This is a genomic window from Gordonia phosphorivorans, from assembly GCF_042432625.1.
Classification (GTDB): domain Bacteria; phylum Actinomycetota; class Actinomycetes; order Mycobacteriales; family Mycobacteriaceae; genus Gordonia; species Gordonia phosphorivorans.
Map to the genome: position 1 here is coordinate 35,366 of NZ_JBHLWV010000005.1, position 17,936 is coordinate 53,301.

Annotated in this window: 15 protein-coding genes, 1 tRNA gene and 1 pseudogene; 8 read left to right on the forward strand and 9 right to left on the reverse strand. The window is 71.0% G+C overall.

Annotated elements, in window-relative coordinates:
- Positions 1-5 precede the first annotated feature (5 nt).
- Entirely contained in the window at positions 6-860 is an 855-nt protein-coding gene (locus ACFFJD_RS01280; protein WP_382359734.1) for a shikimate 5-dehydrogenase, read from the reverse strand.
- Positions 861-897: 37 nt separating this feature from the next.
- On the opposite strand from ACFFJD_RS01280, the gene ACFFJD_RS01285 reads away from it, so the two are divergent.
- The 3 genes from ACFFJD_RS01285 to ACFFJD_RS01295 all read left to right on the forward strand — a co-directional run bounded on the left by ACFFJD_RS01285 (position 898) and on the right by ACFFJD_RS01295 (position 2,598).
- A complete protein-coding gene (locus tag ACFFJD_RS01285) occupies positions 898-1,155 on the forward strand; it encodes a hypothetical protein (protein ID WP_382359737.1) in 258 nt (85 codons plus the stop codon).
- Positions 1,156-1,158: 3 nt separating this feature from the next.
- Entirely contained in the window at positions 1,159-2,178 is a 1,020-nt protein-coding gene (locus tag ACFFJD_RS01290; RefSeq protein WP_382359740.1) for a hypothetical protein, read from the forward strand.
- 177 nt (positions 2,179-2,355) lie between these two features.
- Entirely contained in the window at positions 2,356-2,598 is a 243-nt protein-coding gene (locus ACFFJD_RS01295) for a hypothetical protein (protein ID WP_382359743.1), read from the forward strand.
- A gap of 9 nt (positions 2,599-2,607) precedes the next feature.
- On the opposite strand, the gene ACFFJD_RS01300 is transcribed toward ACFFJD_RS01295, so the two are convergent.
- The 3 genes and pseudogenes from ACFFJD_RS01300 to ACFFJD_RS01310 form a co-directional block, all read right to left on the reverse strand.
- Complete coding sequence (locus tag ACFFJD_RS01300) at positions 2,608-3,357, reverse strand: HNH endonuclease signature motif containing protein (protein WP_382359871.1); 750 nt, start codon at positions 3,355-3,357, stop codon at positions 2,608-2,610.
- Positions 3,358-3,379: 22 nt separating this feature from the next.
- Positions 3,380-4,129 (reverse strand): annotated as a pseudogene (locus tag ACFFJD_RS01305) (DUF222 domain-containing protein); the annotation flags it as partial.
- A 308-nt stretch (positions 4,130-4,437) separates the two neighbouring features.
- Complete coding sequence (locus ACFFJD_RS01310; RefSeq protein WP_382359746.1) at positions 4,438-5,034, reverse strand: hypothetical protein; 597 nt, start codon at positions 5,032-5,034, stop codon at positions 4,438-4,440.
- Positions 5,035-5,499: 465 nt separating this feature from the next.
- On the opposite strand from ACFFJD_RS01310, the gene ACFFJD_RS01315 reads away from it, so the two are divergent.
- Genes ACFFJD_RS01315 through ACFFJD_RS01325 form a run of 3 tightly spaced genes read left to right on the forward strand, consistent with a single transcriptional unit; the run spans position 5,500 to position 6,670 of the window.
- On the forward strand, positions 5,500-5,763 hold the full coding sequence (locus tag ACFFJD_RS01315; protein WP_382359874.1) for a hypothetical protein: 264 nt from the start codon (positions 5,500-5,502) through the stop codon (positions 5,761-5,763).
- Positions 5,760-6,458, forward strand: a complete 699-nt coding sequence (locus ACFFJD_RS01320; RefSeq protein ID WP_382359749.1) for a HemK2/MTQ2 family protein methyltransferase — start codon at positions 5,760-5,762, stop codon at positions 6,456-6,458. The genes ACFFJD_RS01315 and ACFFJD_RS01320 overlap by 4 nt, the downstream gene beginning before the upstream one ends.
- Positions 6,455-6,670 (forward strand): CDGSH iron-sulfur domain-containing protein, encoded by a 216-nt coding sequence (locus tag ACFFJD_RS01325; protein WP_382359752.1) that lies wholly within the window; start codon positions 6,455-6,457, stop codon positions 6,668-6,670. The genes ACFFJD_RS01320 and ACFFJD_RS01325 overlap by 4 nt, the downstream gene beginning before the upstream one ends.
- 34 nt (positions 6,671-6,704) lie before the next feature.
- On the opposite strand, the gene ACFFJD_RS01330 is transcribed toward ACFFJD_RS01325, so the two are convergent.
- From ACFFJD_RS01330 to ACFFJD_RS01350, 5 genes are all read right to left on the reverse strand, one after another.
- Positions 6,705-7,607, reverse strand: a complete 903-nt coding sequence (locus ACFFJD_RS01330) for an iron-containing redox enzyme family protein (RefSeq protein WP_382359755.1) — start codon at positions 7,605-7,607, stop codon at positions 6,705-6,707.
- 140 nt (positions 7,608-7,747) lie between these two features.
- Positions 7,748-8,530: a sigma-70 family RNA polymerase sigma factor gene (locus tag ACFFJD_RS01335; protein WP_382359758.1), complete on the reverse strand. Its 783-nt coding sequence runs from the start codon at positions 8,528-8,530 to the stop codon at positions 7,748-7,750.
- Positions 8,531-8,944: 414 nt separating this feature from the next.
- Positions 8,945-9,017, reverse strand: a tRNA-Arg gene (locus ACFFJD_RS01340).
- A gap of 80 nt (positions 9,018-9,097) precedes the next feature.
- Positions 9,098-11,701 carry an AAA family ATPase gene (locus ACFFJD_RS01345; protein WP_382359761.1) on the reverse strand — a complete coding sequence of 868 codons (2,604 nt, stop codon included), beginning with the start codon at positions 11,699-11,701 and terminating at the stop codon, positions 9,098-9,100.
- Positions 11,698-12,996, reverse strand: coding sequence for a metallophosphoesterase family protein (locus ACFFJD_RS01350; RefSeq protein ID WP_382359764.1), 1,299 nt, complete (start codon positions 12,994-12,996; stop codon positions 11,698-11,700). Before ACFFJD_RS01350 ends, ACFFJD_RS01345 begins: the two co-directional genes overlap by 4 nt.
- A gap of 259 nt (positions 12,997-13,255) precedes the next feature.
- Between ACFFJD_RS01350 and ACFFJD_RS01355 the strand changes: the two genes are divergently transcribed.
- Positions 13,256-14,029, forward strand: coding sequence for a hypothetical protein (locus ACFFJD_RS01355; protein WP_382359877.1), 774 nt, complete (start codon positions 13,256-13,258; stop codon positions 14,027-14,029).
- Positions 14,026-17,796 (forward strand): ABC transporter ATP-binding protein, encoded by a 3,771-nt coding sequence (locus ACFFJD_RS01360; RefSeq protein WP_382359767.1) that lies wholly within the window; start codon positions 14,026-14,028, stop codon positions 17,794-17,796. Before ACFFJD_RS01355 ends, ACFFJD_RS01360 begins: the two co-directional genes overlap by 4 nt.
- Positions 17,797-17,936: the final 140 nt, after the last annotated feature.

Below are 17,936 nucleotides of genomic sequence, written 5' to 3' on the forward strand. Positions count from 1 at the left end.
TCGGATCAACACCCGGTGGCTGCGCTCCGGGAATAGGCGGAGGCTTCGGCGATCAGTTCCGGCGACGGCGTGATCCCGGTGTACAGCGCGAACTGCGCGGCGGCCTGGCCCGCGATCACCGCGTCGCCGCTGATCACAGGCTTGCCGGCGGTGCGCAGGCGGCGCACCAGCGGGGTGTCCGGGGGCAGGGCGACCACGTCGAAACCGGCTTTCGCGGCGTCGACGACTGCCTCCGGAAACGGCAGTTCCTCCGCGTCGGCTCCGGCCATGCCCATCGGGGTGGCGTTGACCAGAAGTTCGGGGCGGGCATCGTCGGCCAGGCCGCTGCGGTAGGTGAAGCCGTACCGACCGGCCAGATCGGTGCCGGTCTGCGCGTTGCGGGCGACCACCGTCACGTCGGTGAAGCCCGCTTCGCGCAGCGCAGCCACCAGCGCCTTGGCCATGCCACCGCTGCCGGCCACCGCCACCGACCACGCGCGGTCGAACTCGGAGACGGCGAGCAGGTCGACGACGGCCTGATAGTCGGTGTTGTAGGCGTGCAGCACCCCCGCCTCGTTGACGATGGTGTTCACCGAAGCGATCGCCGCGGCCGACGGCTCGGTCACGTCCACCAGGTCCAGGACGGTCTCCTTGTACGGCATGGACACGGCGGCACCGCGGATCGGCAGACCCCGGATCCCGGCGACGGCCGCGGCGATGTCCCGGGGAGCGAACGCCTTGTAGACGTAGTTCAGCCCGAGCGCGTTGTAGAGGTAATTGTGAAAGCGCGTGCCGATGTTCGACGGCCGCGCCGCCAAGGACACGCACAGGACGGTGTCCCGATCCAGACTGCGGGCGTGCGACGACTCCGGTGCGCTCATTCCTCGAGCCTACGAGTTGCCGTGGCATGATCGGCGCATGCGTGTGAGTGGGTTTCTGGTCGTCATGGTCGCCCTCGGGGTGGTCGGCGTGGTGTGGATGATCGCCGACATCGTCAACCTGGGCTGGGGGGACGTGCCGGGCAGCACCTACGCGTGCGGTGTCCTGGCTCTGGTGCTGATCGGTTTCGCCCTGTACCGCGAGTTCGGCGGGCAGCCCCTGATCTCCACGGTGCCCGGACACGAGTCGCAGGCGCAGCAGTTCGAGGAGCAGCAGCGCCGCGACGGGCTCCGCTGACCGATGGCCGACGCCACGATCGCCGAGCAACTGCTCGACGCGCAGGTTCGCTGGACCCTCGCCCGCCTGACCGGTGACCAGGTGCCGGGTCTGATCACCGCGCTCGTCGACGATGCCCTGGCCACCGCCGCCACGGTGACCGTCGGCGAGCTCGTGGACCCCGCGGAGGTGAAGGCACTCGCCCGCCTGTCCGCGACCCGCGTCCCGGCCAGCGCCACCGCCACCACCCTCACCGAGGCCGCCGCCCAGATCCTGTCCGACGGCCCCGCCGAGGAGTACACCCTCCGGGAGCTGGTGGACCGCGACCACGTCGAGCGCCTCTCCGAGGAGATTCTGGCGCTCACCCCGGCCCTGGAACGGGCCCTGGACGAGTTGACCACCAGTCCCCTGGTCGCTTCGCTGGCCTCTCGTTTCGTCGGCCGCATCGTCAACGACGTGCTGGCCGGCAACCGCGCGATGGCCGAGAAGATCCCCGGGGTCGGTTCGCTGATGAACCTGGGCACCTCGGTGGCCGGGAAGGCGATAGGCAAGACCGGCGAACAGTTCGAGCAGCTGTTCGGCGATACCGCGGCCAAGGGCGCCGAGTTCGCCATGGGGCGTCTGAACAAGATCATCATCGCCACGCTTGACGACCCGCAGACCCGGACCGCCGTCATGGAGGTCTTCGACCTGTACGCCGACCGACCGGCCGGGCGGGGCGAGCGGCTCCTGGCCCCCGACGACGCGCTGCGCGTGGCCGGGCTGGCACAGGACGTGGCCATCACGGCGGCGGCCAGTCCCCCGATGCTGGCGCTGCTCGATGCGTTCATCGACGGCTTCTTCGCCACCTATGCCGACCATCCCGCGGCCGTCCTGATCGAGGACATCGACCTCACCCGTGACGATCTCGTCGAGCGCGCGGTGGCGATGGGACCCACGCTGCTGGCCGCCGCCGCCGCGAGCGGCGAGTTGGAGCGCATCGTCCGCGACCACCTCGCACCGTTCTATGCCTCCCCGGAAGTCGCGGCCATTCTCGGGTCCTGACCAGCGACCCCGCGCGCGCACCTGTCGCTGCCTGGGCATCAGTGGTAAGCCGGAGGTATGACTACGAACAACACACCACCGCGCCCGAACGCCCGCTCCCCCGAGCCACCCATGACCGTCGGTCAGCGAGACGTGGAGAAGCGCTGGGGTAGTCCGTCTGCCTATCGAGGACCGCTAATGTATGTGGCCGTCGTCGTGGTGATCGCCCTCGTGCTGCTCGTCCTGTCCGGGATCCTCGACCGCATGTTCGCGTTGGCGCTGGCCGTGCCGATCGCCTTTCTGGTCGGTGGCCTGGGCGCCCTCGCCCTGGGCGTGCGGACCTACCTCCGCCACCGCTCCTGGGTCGGCTGGCAGGGTGCCGCCTGGTTCCTGTTGGCGTTGATGCTGGTGACGCTGCCGATCGCGGCCGCGGCACGCTGATCCCCGGCGTCAGATCACCCGATTCTCCGTCGAGGACGCATGATCGGACGCCTCGCCCGACTCCTCGTCGGTCTGGGTGCGCGCCCGATGCGGCGCGAACTGCTCCGGGTGGAAGACCGGGTTGACCTGCCAGGCACCGCCGCGACCGGCGGCGCGCCAGCCGACGCGGCCGGCCCGTTCCCCGCGTTCGAGGATCACCGATTCCCATTGGCCACGCTGGTCGCCCGCGCTGCGATTGTGCCTGCCGCAGGCGGCGCCCAGGGCGTCGATGTCGGTGCGCCCACCGCGCGACCAGTCGGGCATGTGATGGGCCTCGGTCCGCGCGAACGGCACCGAGCAGCCCGGGCCGGTGCAGCCGCGATCGCGCGCGAACAGCGCCAGGCGTTGGGCGGGGCCGGCGAAACGCCGTGCACGGCCCAGGTGCAGGCACTGTCCGGTGGCGCCGGAGAACACCGCCAGATAGGGCACGGTGTCGGCGGCCAGCTTCACCAGATCCGAGATCGGTAGCCGAGTACCGGTGGCCGTCCATGCGATGCCTGCCTGGCGTGCCAAGTCCTCGTCGGTCACGGTCACCACCACCTGCGACGGAATGCGCTCGGGGGCCGGTTGACCGGCCAACGCCAGGGCCCAGTCGCAGAGCGCTTCGAGAGCGTCGTGCTGGCGCTGGCCGAGGAGGCGATCGTCGCGGGCGGCCGCGGCGGCCAGGACCGCGGGGTCCAGCCCCGGTTGGTCTCCCCGCGCCGCGGGGAGACTCGGGATCGTCGGGGTTGTTCATCCCCGGGGCCGCCCGCTGGTGCAGCACCACTTCGAGCTTGGCGCGCAGCAGCGGCGTGAGCAGCGCCCGGACCTTGCTCATCATCTGCCGGTTCTGCGGCTGCACGTGAAAGCCGCGGCGCCGACGCCGATCGCGATCGTCGGTGAGGGTGCCGTCCGGATCCAGCCAGGCCAGAATGCGGTTGCCCACCGCGACCAGGTCGGATGGATGCAGTTCACGCGCCGCCGCGGCCAGCATGGATTCGGCCTTGACCCGGTCCTCCTGCGTCACGGCCGCGGGCAGCCGCCCCATCGCCTGGGCGATCACGGCCACGTGTTCGGCGCCGACGGTGCCGTCGGCCACTGCCGCGGCGCTGTCGGTCAGCGCCGGATCCAGCTTCGCGCCGGTCATCGCGGTGAATCGTCCGATCCCGGCGGCCGTGACCTTGCGACGGCGGGCTTCGCCGTCGCCGAGCCGTACCCCACGGGCGTAGAGAGAATGAACGGACACGAAGCCTGCGGTGACCTCCGCCCGTCGTTCGACGATCTCCAGATACAGCGCGGCATCGAAGACCTCGCCGCGCCGCCGGGTCCGCTCCCGCAGTTCCAGCACGTCGAGCAGGTCGGTCTCCGACTGCCCGGCCAGATTCGCGGTACTCAGCTGCCGTTCGGCCGCGTCGTGCACGGCCAGCAGTTGAGCCACGGACAGACCTGCGAGGGGCTGCGTGAGTCGGGCGTCCTCGAGCGTTCCGCGATCTTCTTCGAGGCCGTTCATCATGCACCCCCTCCCCGACTTTCTGGGATGAATCTATCGCATGCCTACGACAATTCCGGGGGTCGATATCGACCGTCGAACAAACGCAGAACACCTGTTCCGAAGACTCTTTTTCACCGATCACCGAATGGGACAGGAAGACCGGACGACTGCGCAATACCGAGACGGGACTGTGCAGACAGAAGGCCGCCAATAGATGGCTTTTACACCGGACTACCGACAATTGATTCGTGTTCGACGAGGTTATTCACAGGCACATCTTCAACGAACACTTCGGGCCGGAATGGACGTCTGACGAATACGCGGGAACCTCAGCCCGGCGCGCGGCCCGGCTCGACCTTCGCCACGTAGCCGACGATCGGACTGACCGACAGGACGACGTGCTCGTCCAGAACGAGGCCGTCTCGCACGCGCGAACTGCGGACGGTCCACTGCCGCAAGCCGTCGGGGGTATTGAGGACCACCTCGTGGCGCCACTGCCGTCGATCCAAGCCGGAATGACGTTTGGCGAAAAGCCAGTGCTGAACGAACTCCGGCAGGATGTCGCCGAACTTGCGGTCGTGCACGCTCACCACGCGGCCTGCCACCTGCTTGCGCGGCACCAGGTCGATCGCGCCAACGATCAGTTTGGCGGCACCGGATATCCCCAGAAACGCCACCACGATCACCATCATCACCACCAGACCACGCAGGGCCTGGAGTTGATCCCCCATGCCGCTGATGTCGCCGTCGCGCAGGAGACCGAGTCCGTACCAGATGAGCACGCCCGCCAGCCCCACCTGGATCACGCCGCGCAACAGCAGCCCGCCGGGTGCCCGCCCCGGCCACGGCCGCAAGGAGAGCCCGGCCTTTCTCGACCAGTGGTTGACTTTGTCCGCCGCCCCCTGTGACCCCGCACCCGACGACATCTTTGTACGACCGCCTTCCCTGAGCTGCGGCGCAGATCACCGCAGGCATCACCAACCTAGGCGATTTGTTGTCCGTTTTTCGACGGCTAGGTAGATTGCCCGTTTTCCCGGTAAGCCCGACGGGACGCACGGGCGCACATTTTCCCCTTTCCACGCTGCCGGAATCGGCCGGGTTTCACCGCGCCCCGGCCGGGGTAACCGTGAATGACTAGCTTGGCCCCCGCAATCGCCACAGAAGGGACGATGATGAAAGCCTCCGGCAAACTCCGCGGCACCACCCCTCGAGCACCGGAAAGAGACGGGGGTGGCGGCATGCCCATCGCTCCTCGCCCGCGCCGTCACGAGCCGACCCCCGGCATGGATGCCCATTCACGCGCTGAGCGGCGAACGGATCGGTTCGGTCGTCGCCGTCGTGTGCCGACGGCGGCCTCCCGCGCGCCGAAGATCCTGGGAACCGTGGGATTCATGCTCCTGCTGGCCGCGCTCGGCCTGGTGGCCGTCACTATCGTCGCCGGCGTCCTGGACTGGATGCTGTGGCCGTGGATCGTCGCGACCGTCGTCGTCGGCGGTGCGGCCCTGGTGTGTCTGTTCGCCAGTCGCCGGTCCTTGACCGCGCACGACGGTGCCGACCGCGCGCAGCACGATCCCCTACTCCCCGAGGTGACGGCCGAAGAGGCCGCCACCTACGAGCGGCACCATCCGCATTCCGGGCCGGAGAATCGCCGATGACCGTGCCCGAGGTGACGCAGAACGCCGCCCGCTCGACCGACCCGACGCTGGTCTATCAGCCTCAGGCCGACACTGCACTGCTGATCGACGCTCTCGACGAGTGCTCCCCGGCGGGCGCACGGGTCCTGGATCTCTGCACCGGTTCGGGCGCGATCGCCGCCGCCGCGGCCGCGCGCGGTGCGCTCGAGGTGGTGGCGGTGGACATGTGCCCACACGCCGTGCGAGCAGCGGCAGCGCTGGCTCCCTCCGGGGTGTCCTGGTCCGCGATACGCGCCGACGTCTCCGACTTCGTCGACGATGCGGGCTTCGACCTGGTGACCTGCAATCCACCGTACGTCCCCGCGCCCGACACCCCGGACCTCTGTCCGTCCCCGGTCGGGCCCGCCCACGCGTGGGACGCGGGCCCCGACGGGCGCGCGGTGCTCGATCGGCTCTGCGCGCGCGCCGAGGAACTCCTCCGACCGCACGGGCGGTTGCTCCTGGTGCAGTCGGCGCTCGCCGCCCCGTACCGCACCCGCGAGTTGCTGGAGGCCAGAGGCTTTCGCACCAGCGTGCTGCGCGAGCGTCGCGTGCCCTTCGGCCCGGTGTTGCGAGCGCGGCAGCGGTGGTTGATCGACCACGGACTCCTGAGCCCGCAGGACGACGCCGAAACTCTGACGGTGCTGTTGGCCGAGCGCCCCGGGCGTCAGCGGTGAACGACAATGCCCGTCGGGCCGGGTCGACGGCCCCCAGCGGCCGCATCCGGCTGGTGCGCGGTGGTCCGGTGCTGGTCGACGGCCCGATCGACATCGAGCACGACGGCGAGATCATTCACTGCGATCGCTTCCGCGTAGCGCTGTGCGCCTGCGGTCGCTCCAAGATCAAGCCGTTCTGCGACACCAGTCACCGGCGTCCGCGACGCCGGTGACCGGTGCCCATCCATCCGTCGATGACCGGTCCGCTCAGCTCCGCATGAGCGTCGTGCCGGCCCGCCACGCGCCCAGGTAGGCCGCCGCCAAGCGATCCTCCACCACGCCGAAGGCACGGATGCCCGACACGATGTCGGCCGCCGAATCCGGTGCGGCCTCCAACAGCCCGGCCACCACCTCGTGCCGCATCACTTGTTCGTGTACCGCGTCGGCCTCGACGTGCTCGCGATAGAAGCGGACGGCGGCCGCCGGTGCGCCGAGCCGTTCCAGCCCCTCCACCAGACGCGCCGACCCCGGTGAAGAGGTCACCTCGGTGGCCGCGAAGTGCCCGACCGTCGCACCGCGCCGACTACCCCGCAGACTCAGCGCGGTCATCAGGGTGACCGGGGCGATCACCGCGGCCGGTGCGGCGTCCAGGTAGCCCAGGTAGGTCGCGTCCAGGCCCGACTCGGACAGCAGCTCGGCGTACAGCCTCTGGTGGACGCGTTCGGGACGACCGCCCCCGTACTCGTCGAACTCGACCGCCACGAACGGCGCCTTGGCCGCCGACGGCAGCCGCGGGATCACCCACGCGTGCGGATCCGCCTCCTTGAGGTGGTACAGCGAGCGCCCCGCGAAATAGTCGGCGAACTGCTCTCGAGTACCGCTGGTGCGCAGATGATCGGACAGTCCGCCGGTGCCGTCGGCCCGCAGGAGCGCCTCGAATTCGGCATCGACGTCGTCGTCGGCCAGTCCTTCGGCGGCCGCAGCGCTCTCCGCCTGGACCGCGGCCAGGAAGCGATCCTCCAGCAGCCGTCGGAACCCGACGATCTCCGGCTCCCATTCCCGATCGGGCACCCCGCGGGCGAGGTCGGCGCGATAGTGCAACTCCTGGCACAGCAATAGGGCCAGTTGCAGGTCGTCGCCCCAGGGATCCGCGTCCGAGATGGCGTCCACCGGTGCCGCTAGCCGAGCGCGATCCCGGAGCGCCGTGGCGATCGATTTCGACAGTGGTCCACGCGGCCGTATGCCGCAGGCCGAGTGCACAGTTCTTCCCGTTGACGTCATAGCGAACGATTACCCCGCCGTCGCGCCCGTCAAACCGCGCGTCCCTCGGTCCGCAGCTGGGTACCGAGCAGGTCCAGCGTCTGGCGCAGGCGCCGCGAGACGTGCATCTGCGACAGACCGACCTCATCGGCGATCTCCCGCTGCGTCATGCCCTCGTAGAACCGGAGCCCCAGAATGCGGCGGTCGCGCTCGGACAACCGACGAATCGCCGCATCCAACTCCAGCGTGTTCTCGACGGCGCCGTAACCCGGATCCGGTTCGCCCAATCGCTCGGCCAGTCCCGATGCTTCGCTCTCGCTCGGGCCGGTCGCGTCCAGTGAGATCGCCGCACCGCACGCACAGTCCCCGACGGCCTGACGAATGGCAGCCGGAGAGGTCTGCAGACGGTCGGCCAACGCCTCGTCGGTGGGCTCACACTGCTGTTCCTGCGCGAGTTCCGCACGGGCGATCTTCACCTGTTCGTACAGTTCACGGGAGCGGCGTGGCACCCGGATCGTCGGTGTCCGGTCCCGGAAGTGACGCCGGACCTCGCCCATCACCGTCGGCACCGCGAAGGACAGCAGGCTCGAGCCCGCCCCCAGGTCGAATCGATCGATCGCCCGGATGAGACCGACCCGGGCCACCTGCTCCAGATCGTCGAAAGGTTCTCCCCGGCCGCTGAATCGGCGAGCGATGTGCTCGGCGAGTGGCAGGCACACGACGATCGTCTGATCGCGGAGGCGCTCGCAGTGCCGGTCGCCCAGGCCGCAGTCGGCCCGCTCCGCCAGGAGGGTCGTCGCCTCCGTGTATCGGTGCTGATCGGTGGTGCTCATCGCAGGGACTCCTTCCCCCACCGAAGCACTCGCCGAAGGCGATGGCGCTACCCGCTACTTCGACTAGAGGGACGTTCGTCGTCTCTGTCGAGGAGAGCGTCGGGCAACGGCGGGATCGGTTCGACACCGCGCGGAGCAGTCCGTCGTTGCTCGACGGTCACATCCCGCGGTATCGATCATCGCGACGACGGTGCCGTTCGTTCGGCCCTAGTCGAGTCGCCGTGACGACCGGCACAAGCTGCACCGGTATTTCCGACGCTACCGAGAGCAGATGCCGGGGGCAACCGATTCGGGGACATTCTTCCCACTCGCCGCAAGCCTCCGATCGGAGGAATTCGCGGCCACTTCCGTCCCACCGACCGCACAGACAACCCTGGCCAGGACCGAAATCGGTCCTGGCCAGCGTGTTCCTTGTGCCCCCCGCAGGATTCGAACCTGCGACCTTCTGCTCCGGAGGCAGACGCTCTATCCCCTGAGCTAGGGGGGCTCATTGGGGCGAGAGCAACATTAGCGCACGGCCGGTCGCGGCCCCAAAACCGGCCCCGAGTTGGGCGCGCGTCGCCCCTCTCAGACGGCGACGATCGTGGCGTCGTCGACGGCCGCGTAACGGTCGGGTGTGCAGGTCAGGACGATGATCTGGGCGTCGCCGGCGGCGGCGCCGAGCACCTGCGCCATCGAGGCCAACCGATCCGGGTCCGAGTATCCGAGCGCATCGTCGAGGATCACCGGCACCCCGTCGTTCTCGTCGACGATCATGGCGCACGCCAGCCGGGCGATCAGGCCGAGCTGTTCACGCGCTCCCCCGGACAGGGCCTCCACGTCGACGGTCACCCCGTCGAGGGTCCGGCTGGCGACCGTGAAGTCCTCGCCCACCTCGAACCGCACGGACTCGCCGAAGACGGGTACCGCGAGCTCCTCCAGGCGCCGCGTGAACGGCGCGATGTGTCGCGACCGGCTCTCGGCCCGGTTCCGGTGCAGCGAGGTGTACAGCAGCCGCGCACCCTCGGCCCGTTCGGTGACCCGCGCGAGCGCGTTCTCGGCCGCCTCGGCACTTGCTCGCGCCTGCGCCAGGTCGTCGAGGCGGTTCTCGGTGCGGCACAGCTCCAGCACGGTGCGCAATTGGGTCCGCTGATCCCGCAGCGCCGCGGCCCGGCCGGCGATCCGGTCCAGGCGTTGCTGCGCTTCGGCGGCCTCGGCCTGCAATCCGGCCAGGTCGAGGTGCGCGGCGGCCGCGACGGCCTCGGCAACCGCGGCGAGGGCTTCGCGGTGGGAGTCCCGCGCCGCGATCAGGGCGCCGCGCAGGGCCTCATCGCTGTGCTGCGCCCGACTCTCCAGCAGCGCGGCGCGGCGCTGCCGCGCACTGTCCGTGCTGCGTGCGACCGCCTCGTTCAGGACCTCCATGCGTGCCCGCATCTGGGCCGCCTCCGCCTGCGCGGCGGCGACCTGCCGCTCCGCGCCCGCGAGATCGGCCTCGAGTGCGGCCACGACCGCCCGCAGGTCGGCCACCGATCGCAGGCCGTGCGCCGCCGGTTCGACCGGCAGCCCCGCGAGCAGGCGGTCGCGTTCGGCGGACAACGCCTGCTCGCTGGATCCGGCCAGCACCCGCGCTCGCGCGTCGTCGACCTCGCGCAGATCCCGCTGCGCCGACGTGCGGTGTTGCGCCCGCGCAGCGACCTCCTCCAGACTCTCGACGCCGCACGCCGCGGTGAGTTCGGCGGCCTGGTCCCGCAGTTCGGTCAGACGTTGCGCCAAGACCTGCGTGTCGGCGGCGCCGCGCACCACCACGCGCACCCCGGGTGCCTGCACGACGGTCTCGCCGACCGCACTGAACGCGGTGACGCCGGCGATCGACGTGCCGTCCACCAGGACATCGGCCTCGCCGGACGGCGTCACCTCCACGGTCGCCGCGACCGCCTCCACGCGCGCTTGCGCCGCCACGATCTCCCGGTCGAGCTTGGTCGCCAGCTTCACGTGCTCGGCGGTGACCGGATTCGCCGCGATCACCTCGACGAGGCTTGCGCGCCGTACCGCCAGCTCGGCAGCGTCGGCAAGGGCCTTCTCGATGGTCGCGATCCGGGTTCGATCGACCTCGGCCTGCGCCGCACGCACCGCACCGTCCAGTTCGGTCCGCACCCGTGCCAGGTCATCGCGCACCGCGGCGGCCTGCTCGGAGGAGGCCGCCGCCCGCGTCTCCGCGGCCGCGGCCTTCGCGCCCAGTTCGCCGCTCATCGCCTCGTCGGCGGTTCGTTGCCGGTCCAGTTCGGCCAGCGCGGTTTCGGCCGACAGACGATCGCTGACGTCCCGCTCGGCGACGCCCACCGCGATCTCCCGCCGCTTGGCCCGCTCCCGGGCCTGCTCGACGACGGCCGACACCTTCTCGGCGTCGGCCACCCGTCGACCCGCCTCGGCCAGCGCGGCCCCCGCGTGCACCTCAGCGTCGGTGGCCTGCCGGTAGGCCCGCTCGACCTCCGGCAGTTCCGCCGCCGCCTCCTCGGCGCCCCGCAGTTGCCGCTCCCGCTCGTCCACCTCCGCCCGAGCCTGCTTGGCCTCGGCGACGGCCGCCGCGAGTTCGGCCGCCGGGCGACCGGTCTTGACGGTGAAGTACCGCGAGTACTCCTTGCCGACCGCGGCGATCAGCGCGGCGCCGTCAGCGTCACCGTCGCCATCGGTGTCCGCGTCGGCCACCGGGGCGGCCACGCGATCCAGTGCTCGCGCCAACGCCGACGAGTCGGTCAGTCGCCCCAGATCGGGTGCGCCGGACTGCATCAGACGCAAAGCCTGGTACAGCGAGTTGTCCAGCGACTGACCCAGGATCTGTTCCACCCGTTCGTGGGCTTCGCGTCCGGTCAGCTGTTCACGGTGCGGCGACAAGATCCTCAGCGAGGTCTCCGCACGCTTGTTGAAGCGTTTGAAGTATTCGAAATGCCACGGACCGCAACTGATCTCGGCGAAGACCTCGGAGCCGACATCGCGCCCCGAGGGCTGCACCGCCTTGACCGCCGCACGCTTGCTACTCGCCGGCATCTGCAGCAGCAGGTCCAGCGCCTCGATCATCGACGACTTGCCCGCCTCGTTGGCGCCCTCCACCACGGTGATGCCCGACGCGGCGAACTCCACCTCGCGCTCGGCGACACCGCGAAAGTCCTTCAGCCGCAACCGATGCACTCTCATGCCGACACCCCGGATCGCGACGCGCCGGACCCCGTCGCGCCCGCCAGCCGGAACAGCAACGACAGTGCGCTGTGCGCGGCGGCCGCCTGCGCGGCGTCGTCCGAACCGGCCAACCCCACCAGTTCCTCCGCCGTCGCCGCGGCGTAACCCGTCAGGCCGAGCTCGGCCACATCGGCCGGATCGGCGACGACGGTCAGATCGTGATGGCGCTCCCAGATCCACAGGGCCGCCAACCGCTCACCGAACTCGGCGAACAGGTCGTCGAACGCCGCCGCCTCGGCCACCCCGAGCGTGCCCACCAGGGCCAGCTTCACCACGGTCCGTGACTTGTCGGGCAGTGCCTGCAACCGCGCACGCAGCGTCGCGAGGTCCGCAGACCCGTTGACGTCGCTGATGATCGTGGTGAACCTCCACTTCCCTACCCGATGCGGAGCGACCGCGACGGCCGATTCCCGGCCTCGTCGCAGAGTGACCGCCAGGACCTGCCCGGAGTCGGCTTCGACGTGATCGAAGTCGGTCACCTCCGGCGCCCCCGAGTACCAGATGCGGCCGGAGTCGCCGAGGGAGGTGACCGAATGACGATCGCCGAGCGCCACGTAGTCGACGAGGCCCGTGTCGACGGCCGTCTGCAATCCGCTGGTCGAGACGATAGCCGGGTCGCCGGCCGGGCTGAACTGATCGACGCCGCCGTGGCCCACCACGATGCGCAGATCGTCGGCGGGCGCGAGGCGGCCCAACTGATCGGCCACCAGGTCCGACTCGGGGCGCTTGCTGGTCCACGGCGCGGCCACCAGACTCACGCCGTCGCGCACCCGCACCACACCGGCACGGTCGAGCACATGGACGTTGTCCGGGCAGGCCCGCACGAAGGTCTCGCTGCGGTAGATGGACGTCGAATCGAGCGGATCGTGGTTGCCGGGCAGCAGGTACACCGGCACGGAGTAGTCGCCGAGCGCGTCCAGCGTCCGCCGGACGATCCGGGAACTGACCTTCGGGTCGTCGAAGACGTCGCCGCAGACCACGACGAACTCCGCGCCGACCGTCCGCGCCAGCGCGCCGATCGCGACGACCGCGTCGGCGCGGGCCGCGTCGTACGTGTGCTGGGCCTGACCGCCCAGGAAATGACGTCCCATTCCGAGCTGCCAATCGGCGGTGTGCAGGAACGTGACCTCCCGGTCGGCCCCCGGCTCGCTCGCACGCGAGGGCGCGGGCGCGGCCTCCGCGCGGACGGCACCGCGCTCGGCGGTGCCGAGTTCGGCGGCGTCCTCGGGCAGGTCGAACAGCGGGGCGGTCATCGTCGGCCCTCTTTCCTTCTCGATCGGCTCGTCGAGTCGATCGTAGGAGCCGGTACCGACAATTCCGGTCAGGCCGGCGCCGCGGGCGCGGTCGCACCCGGGCGTGCGCGCGCCTACTGTGGACCCGAAACCGGCCGATGCCGTGATGCAGCACACCCGCCGAACGGGTATCACCGGTCGCGGTGTTGGAATGCAGTTGCGCGCTCGTCGCAGCCGAAGGCCCCATCGCCGGGTCACGTGAGAAAGGGAGCCGAACATGTTGCGTAAAAAGAAGAACGCCGTCGTAGTGCACTCGAGTACCGACGTCGTCGACGCCTCCGCCCCGCTGCCGACCCCGGCCGGCGACTCCCGCGCGGTCGGCCTGGTGGCCAAGATCCTGGAGAAGGCGCACCGCCTGCAGGAGCCCGCCGTGACCAAGTACGTCGCACGCCTGCGGGCCAAGCACCCGGACGACTCCCCCGAACAGCTCATCGGCCGCCTGGAACGCCAGTACCTCAACGCCGTCACCGTCTCCGGTGGCGCGGTGGGGGCGGCCGCCTCCATTCCGGGAATCGGCACCATCACCGCCATCTCCGCGCTGTCCGCCGACACCGCCCTGTTCATCGAGGCGTCGGCGCTGCTGGCGCTGGCCACCGCGGAGGTCCACGGCATCTCCCCGCACGAGGTGGAGCGCCGACGCGCCCTGGTGCTGTCGGTGGCGCTCGGCGAGGAAGGCATCGCCGCGCTGGGCAAGGTGGCCGGTGCCCGCGGCACCGACGCGATCGCGCGCCTGGCCGGACCGGGTGTTTCGGCGAGCCGGCTGTCCTCGCTCAATCGCATGCTGGCCGGCAAGCTCGTGAAGAAGTTCGCGCTGCGGCGCGCGCCCATCCTCGCGGGCAAGCTGATCCCGGGCGGGATCGGGGCCGCGGTGGGCGGCGCCGGCAACCGCGCACTGGGCACCCTGGTGCTCCGCAACGCCCGCGAGGCCTTCGGTCCGCCGCCGCGCTTCTGGGACATTGACGGCCACGTCGTCGACACGGTCCGGCGCCTTTGACGGGCTGGCTCGCGCAACTGGCTGCGCGCGTTCTGGTCCACCGACGGCTGGTGCTGGTCACCGCCGCGGTCACCCTCGGCGCGGTGGCCGCGGACCTGGTGACGCCGCTGCTGGCGCGCTCGGCCATCGACCATGCGACGGGCGCCACCACCGGCGGCGTGGCGCTGTCGATCCTGGTCGTCGCGCTCGTGGTGGCCGCCGTGGTCCGCTACGGCTGCCAGTTCGGCAGGCGACTCACCGCGGGCAAGCTGTCGATCGTGGTGCAGGACGGCCTGCGCCGATCCATGCTCGACACGCTGCTGCACCTCGACGGCCGCGCCCACGAACAGATCCGCACCGGCCAGGTGGTCTCGCGATCCATCTCCGACCTGCAGGTGGTGCAGAGCCTGCTCGCGATGGCGCCGCTGGCTCTCGGCGGCGCCGTGCAGGTGGTGCTGGCGATCGGCATCATGGCCTGGCTGTCGCCGCTGCTGACCGTAGTCGCCCTCACCGTGATCCCGCTGGTCGCCCTGGTCGCCTACCGCGGTCGGCGGCGCCTGTTCGCCGCCACCTGGTCGGCCCAGCAGGCGGCCGCCGACCTGGCCGGACACGTGGAGGAGACGGTCACCGGAGTGCGCGTGGTCAAGGGCTTCGGGCAGGAGGAACGCGCCACCGACGAACTCGCCGCGCTCGGGCGCACCCTCTACCGCCTGCGTCTGCGCGCCGCACGACTGGCGGCGCGGTTCACCCCGACGATGGCCGCGATCCCCCAGCTCGGCATGGTGGCCGTGATCGTCCTCGGCGGGTGGCTCGCCTACACCGGCGCGATCACCGCGGGCACCTTCCTGGCCTTCTCCACCTATCTGGCCACCATGACCGGCCTGGCCCGGATCCTGACGAACCTGGTGATCAGCGCCCAGCTGGCGGGCGCCTCGGCCTCCCGGGTGTTCGAGGTGATCGACCATCCCCGCGACGAAGCGCTCGCCAACGACGCGGTCCTGCCCGACGGCCCGCTCGGGGTGGCCCTGACCGGCGTCGGTTTCGCGCACGGCGACCGCACCGTGCTGTCCGACGTCGACCTGACCGCGGCCCCCGGCGAATGCGTGGCGGTGGTCGGCGGCCCCGGCTCGGGCAAGTCGACGCTCGCAGCGCTGCTCGGCGGCGGCTACCGCCCCGACCGCGGCTCGGTGGCCCTGGTCGACGCCTCCGGGACCGCCTACGAGGTGGGCGCGCTGGCACCGGATGCCCTGCATTCGGCCCTGTCCGTCGCCTTCGACGAGCCCTTCCTGTACTCCGACACCATCGCCGCCAATGTCGCGCTGGGCCCGCTGCCGGCGCCCGCGACGGCGACCCCGGAGCTGCGGGCCGCCACCGACCAGGCCGCCGCGACCGCCTTCATCGAGGCCCTCCCGGACGGCTTCGCCACCCGCGTCGGCGAACGCGGCCTCACCCTGTCCGGCGGTCAACGCCAGCGCATCGCCCTGGCCCGCGCCTTCTACGCCCGTCCGCGCGTCCTGGTGCTCGACGACGCGACCTCGGCGGTGGACGCGGTCACCGAGGCGCAGATCCTCGGCCACCTGCGCGAGCGCGGCACCACCATGCTGGTCTTCGCCCACCGCCGGTCCACGCTGGCCATCGCCGACCGCGTCGTCGTCCTCGACGGCGGCCGGGTCGTCGACGCGGGTACCGTCGCCGAACTCGAGGACCGCAGTCCGCGCTTCCGGGAACTCATGGCGCTGCCGGGCACCACCGAGCAGGACGAGCGGGCCGCCGCCGCGGTGGCCCGTCAACAGCAGATCGGCCTCGACGAGCTGTGGCGCCCCGAGTCGCAGCACCCTCCGACGCCGCAGGCTTCGGCTGCAGCGCGCGCCGCCGTCGCCCCGCCGCCCGCCCGGCCGGGCACCGGCCGCGGCGGCGGCAACATGTCCAGCGCCCTCGGCGCGATGGCGGCCACCCCCGAACTGACCGCCGCCGTCGCGGCCCTCCCGCCCGCCGACGAGGATCCGCACGTCGACGTGGACCTGCAGCGGCGCGAGCGCCCCGACTTCTCCCTGGGCCAGATCCTGCGTCCGGTCCGCGGACTGCTGGCCGTGGTGCTCGGCGCCGTGGTGCTGGACACCCTCATCGGTCTGGGCTTCCCGTCCCTGGCCCGCATGGTGCTCGACGCGGGCACCTCCGGGCGCACCGACGTCCTGTGGACGGCGCTCGCGATCGGTCTGGCGCTGGTGCTGGCCGGGGCGCTGGTGGGTGCGCTCAACACGTTGATCTCCGCGCGCGCCGGCGAACGCGTGCTCTACGGCCTGCGGATCCGCAGCTACGCGCACCTGCAGCGACTCGGCCTGGACTATTACGAGCGTGAACTGTCCGGTCGGATCATGACCCGGATGACCACCGACGTCGACGCCCTGTCCGGGTTCATCCAGAGCGGCCTGACCTCGGCCGCGGTCGCCGTCCTCACCGTCTTCGGCGTCTTCGGCGCGCTGCTGATCACCGACTGGCGACTCGGGCTGCTGGTTCTGCCCGTCTTCCCGATCCTCGCGGTGGCCACCGTGTGGTTCCGGCGCGTGTCCGGGCGCTCCTACACCCGCACCCGCGAGCTGATCTCGGCGGTCAACGCCGACTTCCAAGAGAACATCGCCGGCCTGGGCACCACCCGCGCCTACCGGCACACCGCCGTGGCCCGCGCCCGGTTCGACGCCCTCTGCGATCGCTGGGTGCGGGCGCGGATGACCTCGCAGCGCGCGGTCGCCGTGTACTTCCCGTTCATCATGTTCTGCGCCGACCTGGCCGCGGCCGGGGCCATCGGGCTCGGTGCGGCGCAGATCGCGTCGGGGCGGCTGTCCGCGGGCACCCTGGTGGCCTTCGTCCTCTATCTCGCCATGCTCTTCGGCCCGGTTCAGCAACTCACCAGCGTCTTCGACGCCTATCAGCAGGCCGTCGTCGGCCTGCGTCGCATCGGCGACCTGCTGGCCACCCCCAGTTCGCTGGTCGAAGCCGGCGACGCGCACGTGCCGGTCCCCGCCGGCCGCGCCGATGTGCGCCTGGAGGCCGTCGGCTTCGCCTACCCGGGTGCGGCCACCGACGCCCTGGGTCGGGTCGATCTGCAGCTGCCGCCGGGTACGTCGCTGGCCCTGGTCGGTCCGACCGGCGCGGGCAAGTCGACCATCGTCAAGCTGCTGGCCCGCTTCTACGACCCCGTCCGCGGACGCCTCACCTACAACGGCGCCGACCTGCGGCGACTGGATCTGCACCGGTACCGCGCGCGGCTGGGCGTGGTTCCGCAGGAACCGCACCTGTTCGCGGGCACCGTCGCCGAGAACATCGCCTACGGCCGACCCGACGCCGACCGCGCCGCGATCGCCGAGGCCGCGCGCCGGGTCGGGGCCGCGCGCATGATCGCCGACCTGCCCGGCGGCATGAACTTCGCGATCTCCGAACGCGGCCGCAGCCTGTCGTCGGGTCAACGCCAACTGATCGCCCTGGCCCGCGCCGAACTGGTGGAACCGGAGCTGATCCTGCTCGACGAGGCCACCGCCACCCTCGATCAAGCCACCGAGGCACAGGTGCTGGCCGCCGGCTCCGCGCTGGCGCGCCGGCGCACCAGCGTGATCGTGGCCCACCGATTGGCCACCGCCGCGCGGGCCGACCGGATCGCGGTGGTCGAGTCCGGCGCGATCGTCGAGCTCGGGACGCACGAGGAACTGTTGGCGGCTAATGGCGCATATGCCCGACTCTGGGCGGCCGGCGTCGCCCCCGAGGAGGCGCCTGTGTCCACCACCACCGGGTGATTCTGACCACTTACCTGCCGGTAGGGGACGTTGACTGGGAAGAACGGGGTGACGACGTCGCGCGAACGCGTACCATCGAAAGTTGGTCGGACCCGTCGTTACCACGTTCACGTGTCCGACCGTGACGCAGACCCACACCG

Excerpts from the sequence above, each read along its gene's own strand:
- ACFFJD_RS01280 (WP_382359734.1), bottom strand. The coding sequence starts at position 860 with ATGAGCGCACCGGAGTCGTCGCACGCCCGCAGTCTGGATCGGGACACC.
- ACFFJD_RS01285 (WP_382359737.1), top strand. The coding sequence starts at position 898 with ATGCGTGTGAGTGGGTTTCTGGTCGTCATGGTCGCCCTCGGGGTGGTC.
- ACFFJD_RS01290 (WP_382359740.1), top strand. The coding sequence starts at position 1,159 with ATGGCCGACGCCACGATCGCCGAGCAACTGCTCGACGCGCAGGTTCGC.
- ACFFJD_RS01295 (WP_382359743.1), top strand. The coding sequence starts at position 2,356 with ATGTATGTGGCCGTCGTCGTGGTGATCGCCCTCGTGCTGCTCGTCCTG.
- ACFFJD_RS01310 (WP_382359746.1), bottom strand. The coding sequence starts at position 5,034 with ATGTCGTCGGGTGCGGGGTCACAGGGGGCGGCGGACAAAGTCAACCAC.
- ACFFJD_RS01315 (WP_382359874.1), top strand. The coding sequence starts at position 5,500 with ATGCTCCTGCTGGCCGCGCTCGGCCTGGTGGCCGTCACTATCGTCGCC.
- ACFFJD_RS01320 (WP_382359749.1), top strand. The coding sequence starts at position 5,760 with ATGACCGTGCCCGAGGTGACGCAGAACGCCGCCCGCTCGACCGACCCG.
- ACFFJD_RS01335 (WP_382359758.1), bottom strand. The coding sequence starts at position 8,530 with ATGAGCACCACCGATCAGCACCGATACACGGAGGCGACGACCCTCCTG.
- ACFFJD_RS01345 (WP_382359761.1), bottom strand. The coding sequence starts at position 11,701 with ATGAGAGTGCATCGGTTGCGGCTGAAGGACTTTCGCGGTGTCGCCGAG.
- ACFFJD_RS01350 (WP_382359764.1), bottom strand. The coding sequence starts at position 12,996 with ATGACCGCCCCGCTGTTCGACCTGCCCGAGGACGCCGCCGAACTCGGC.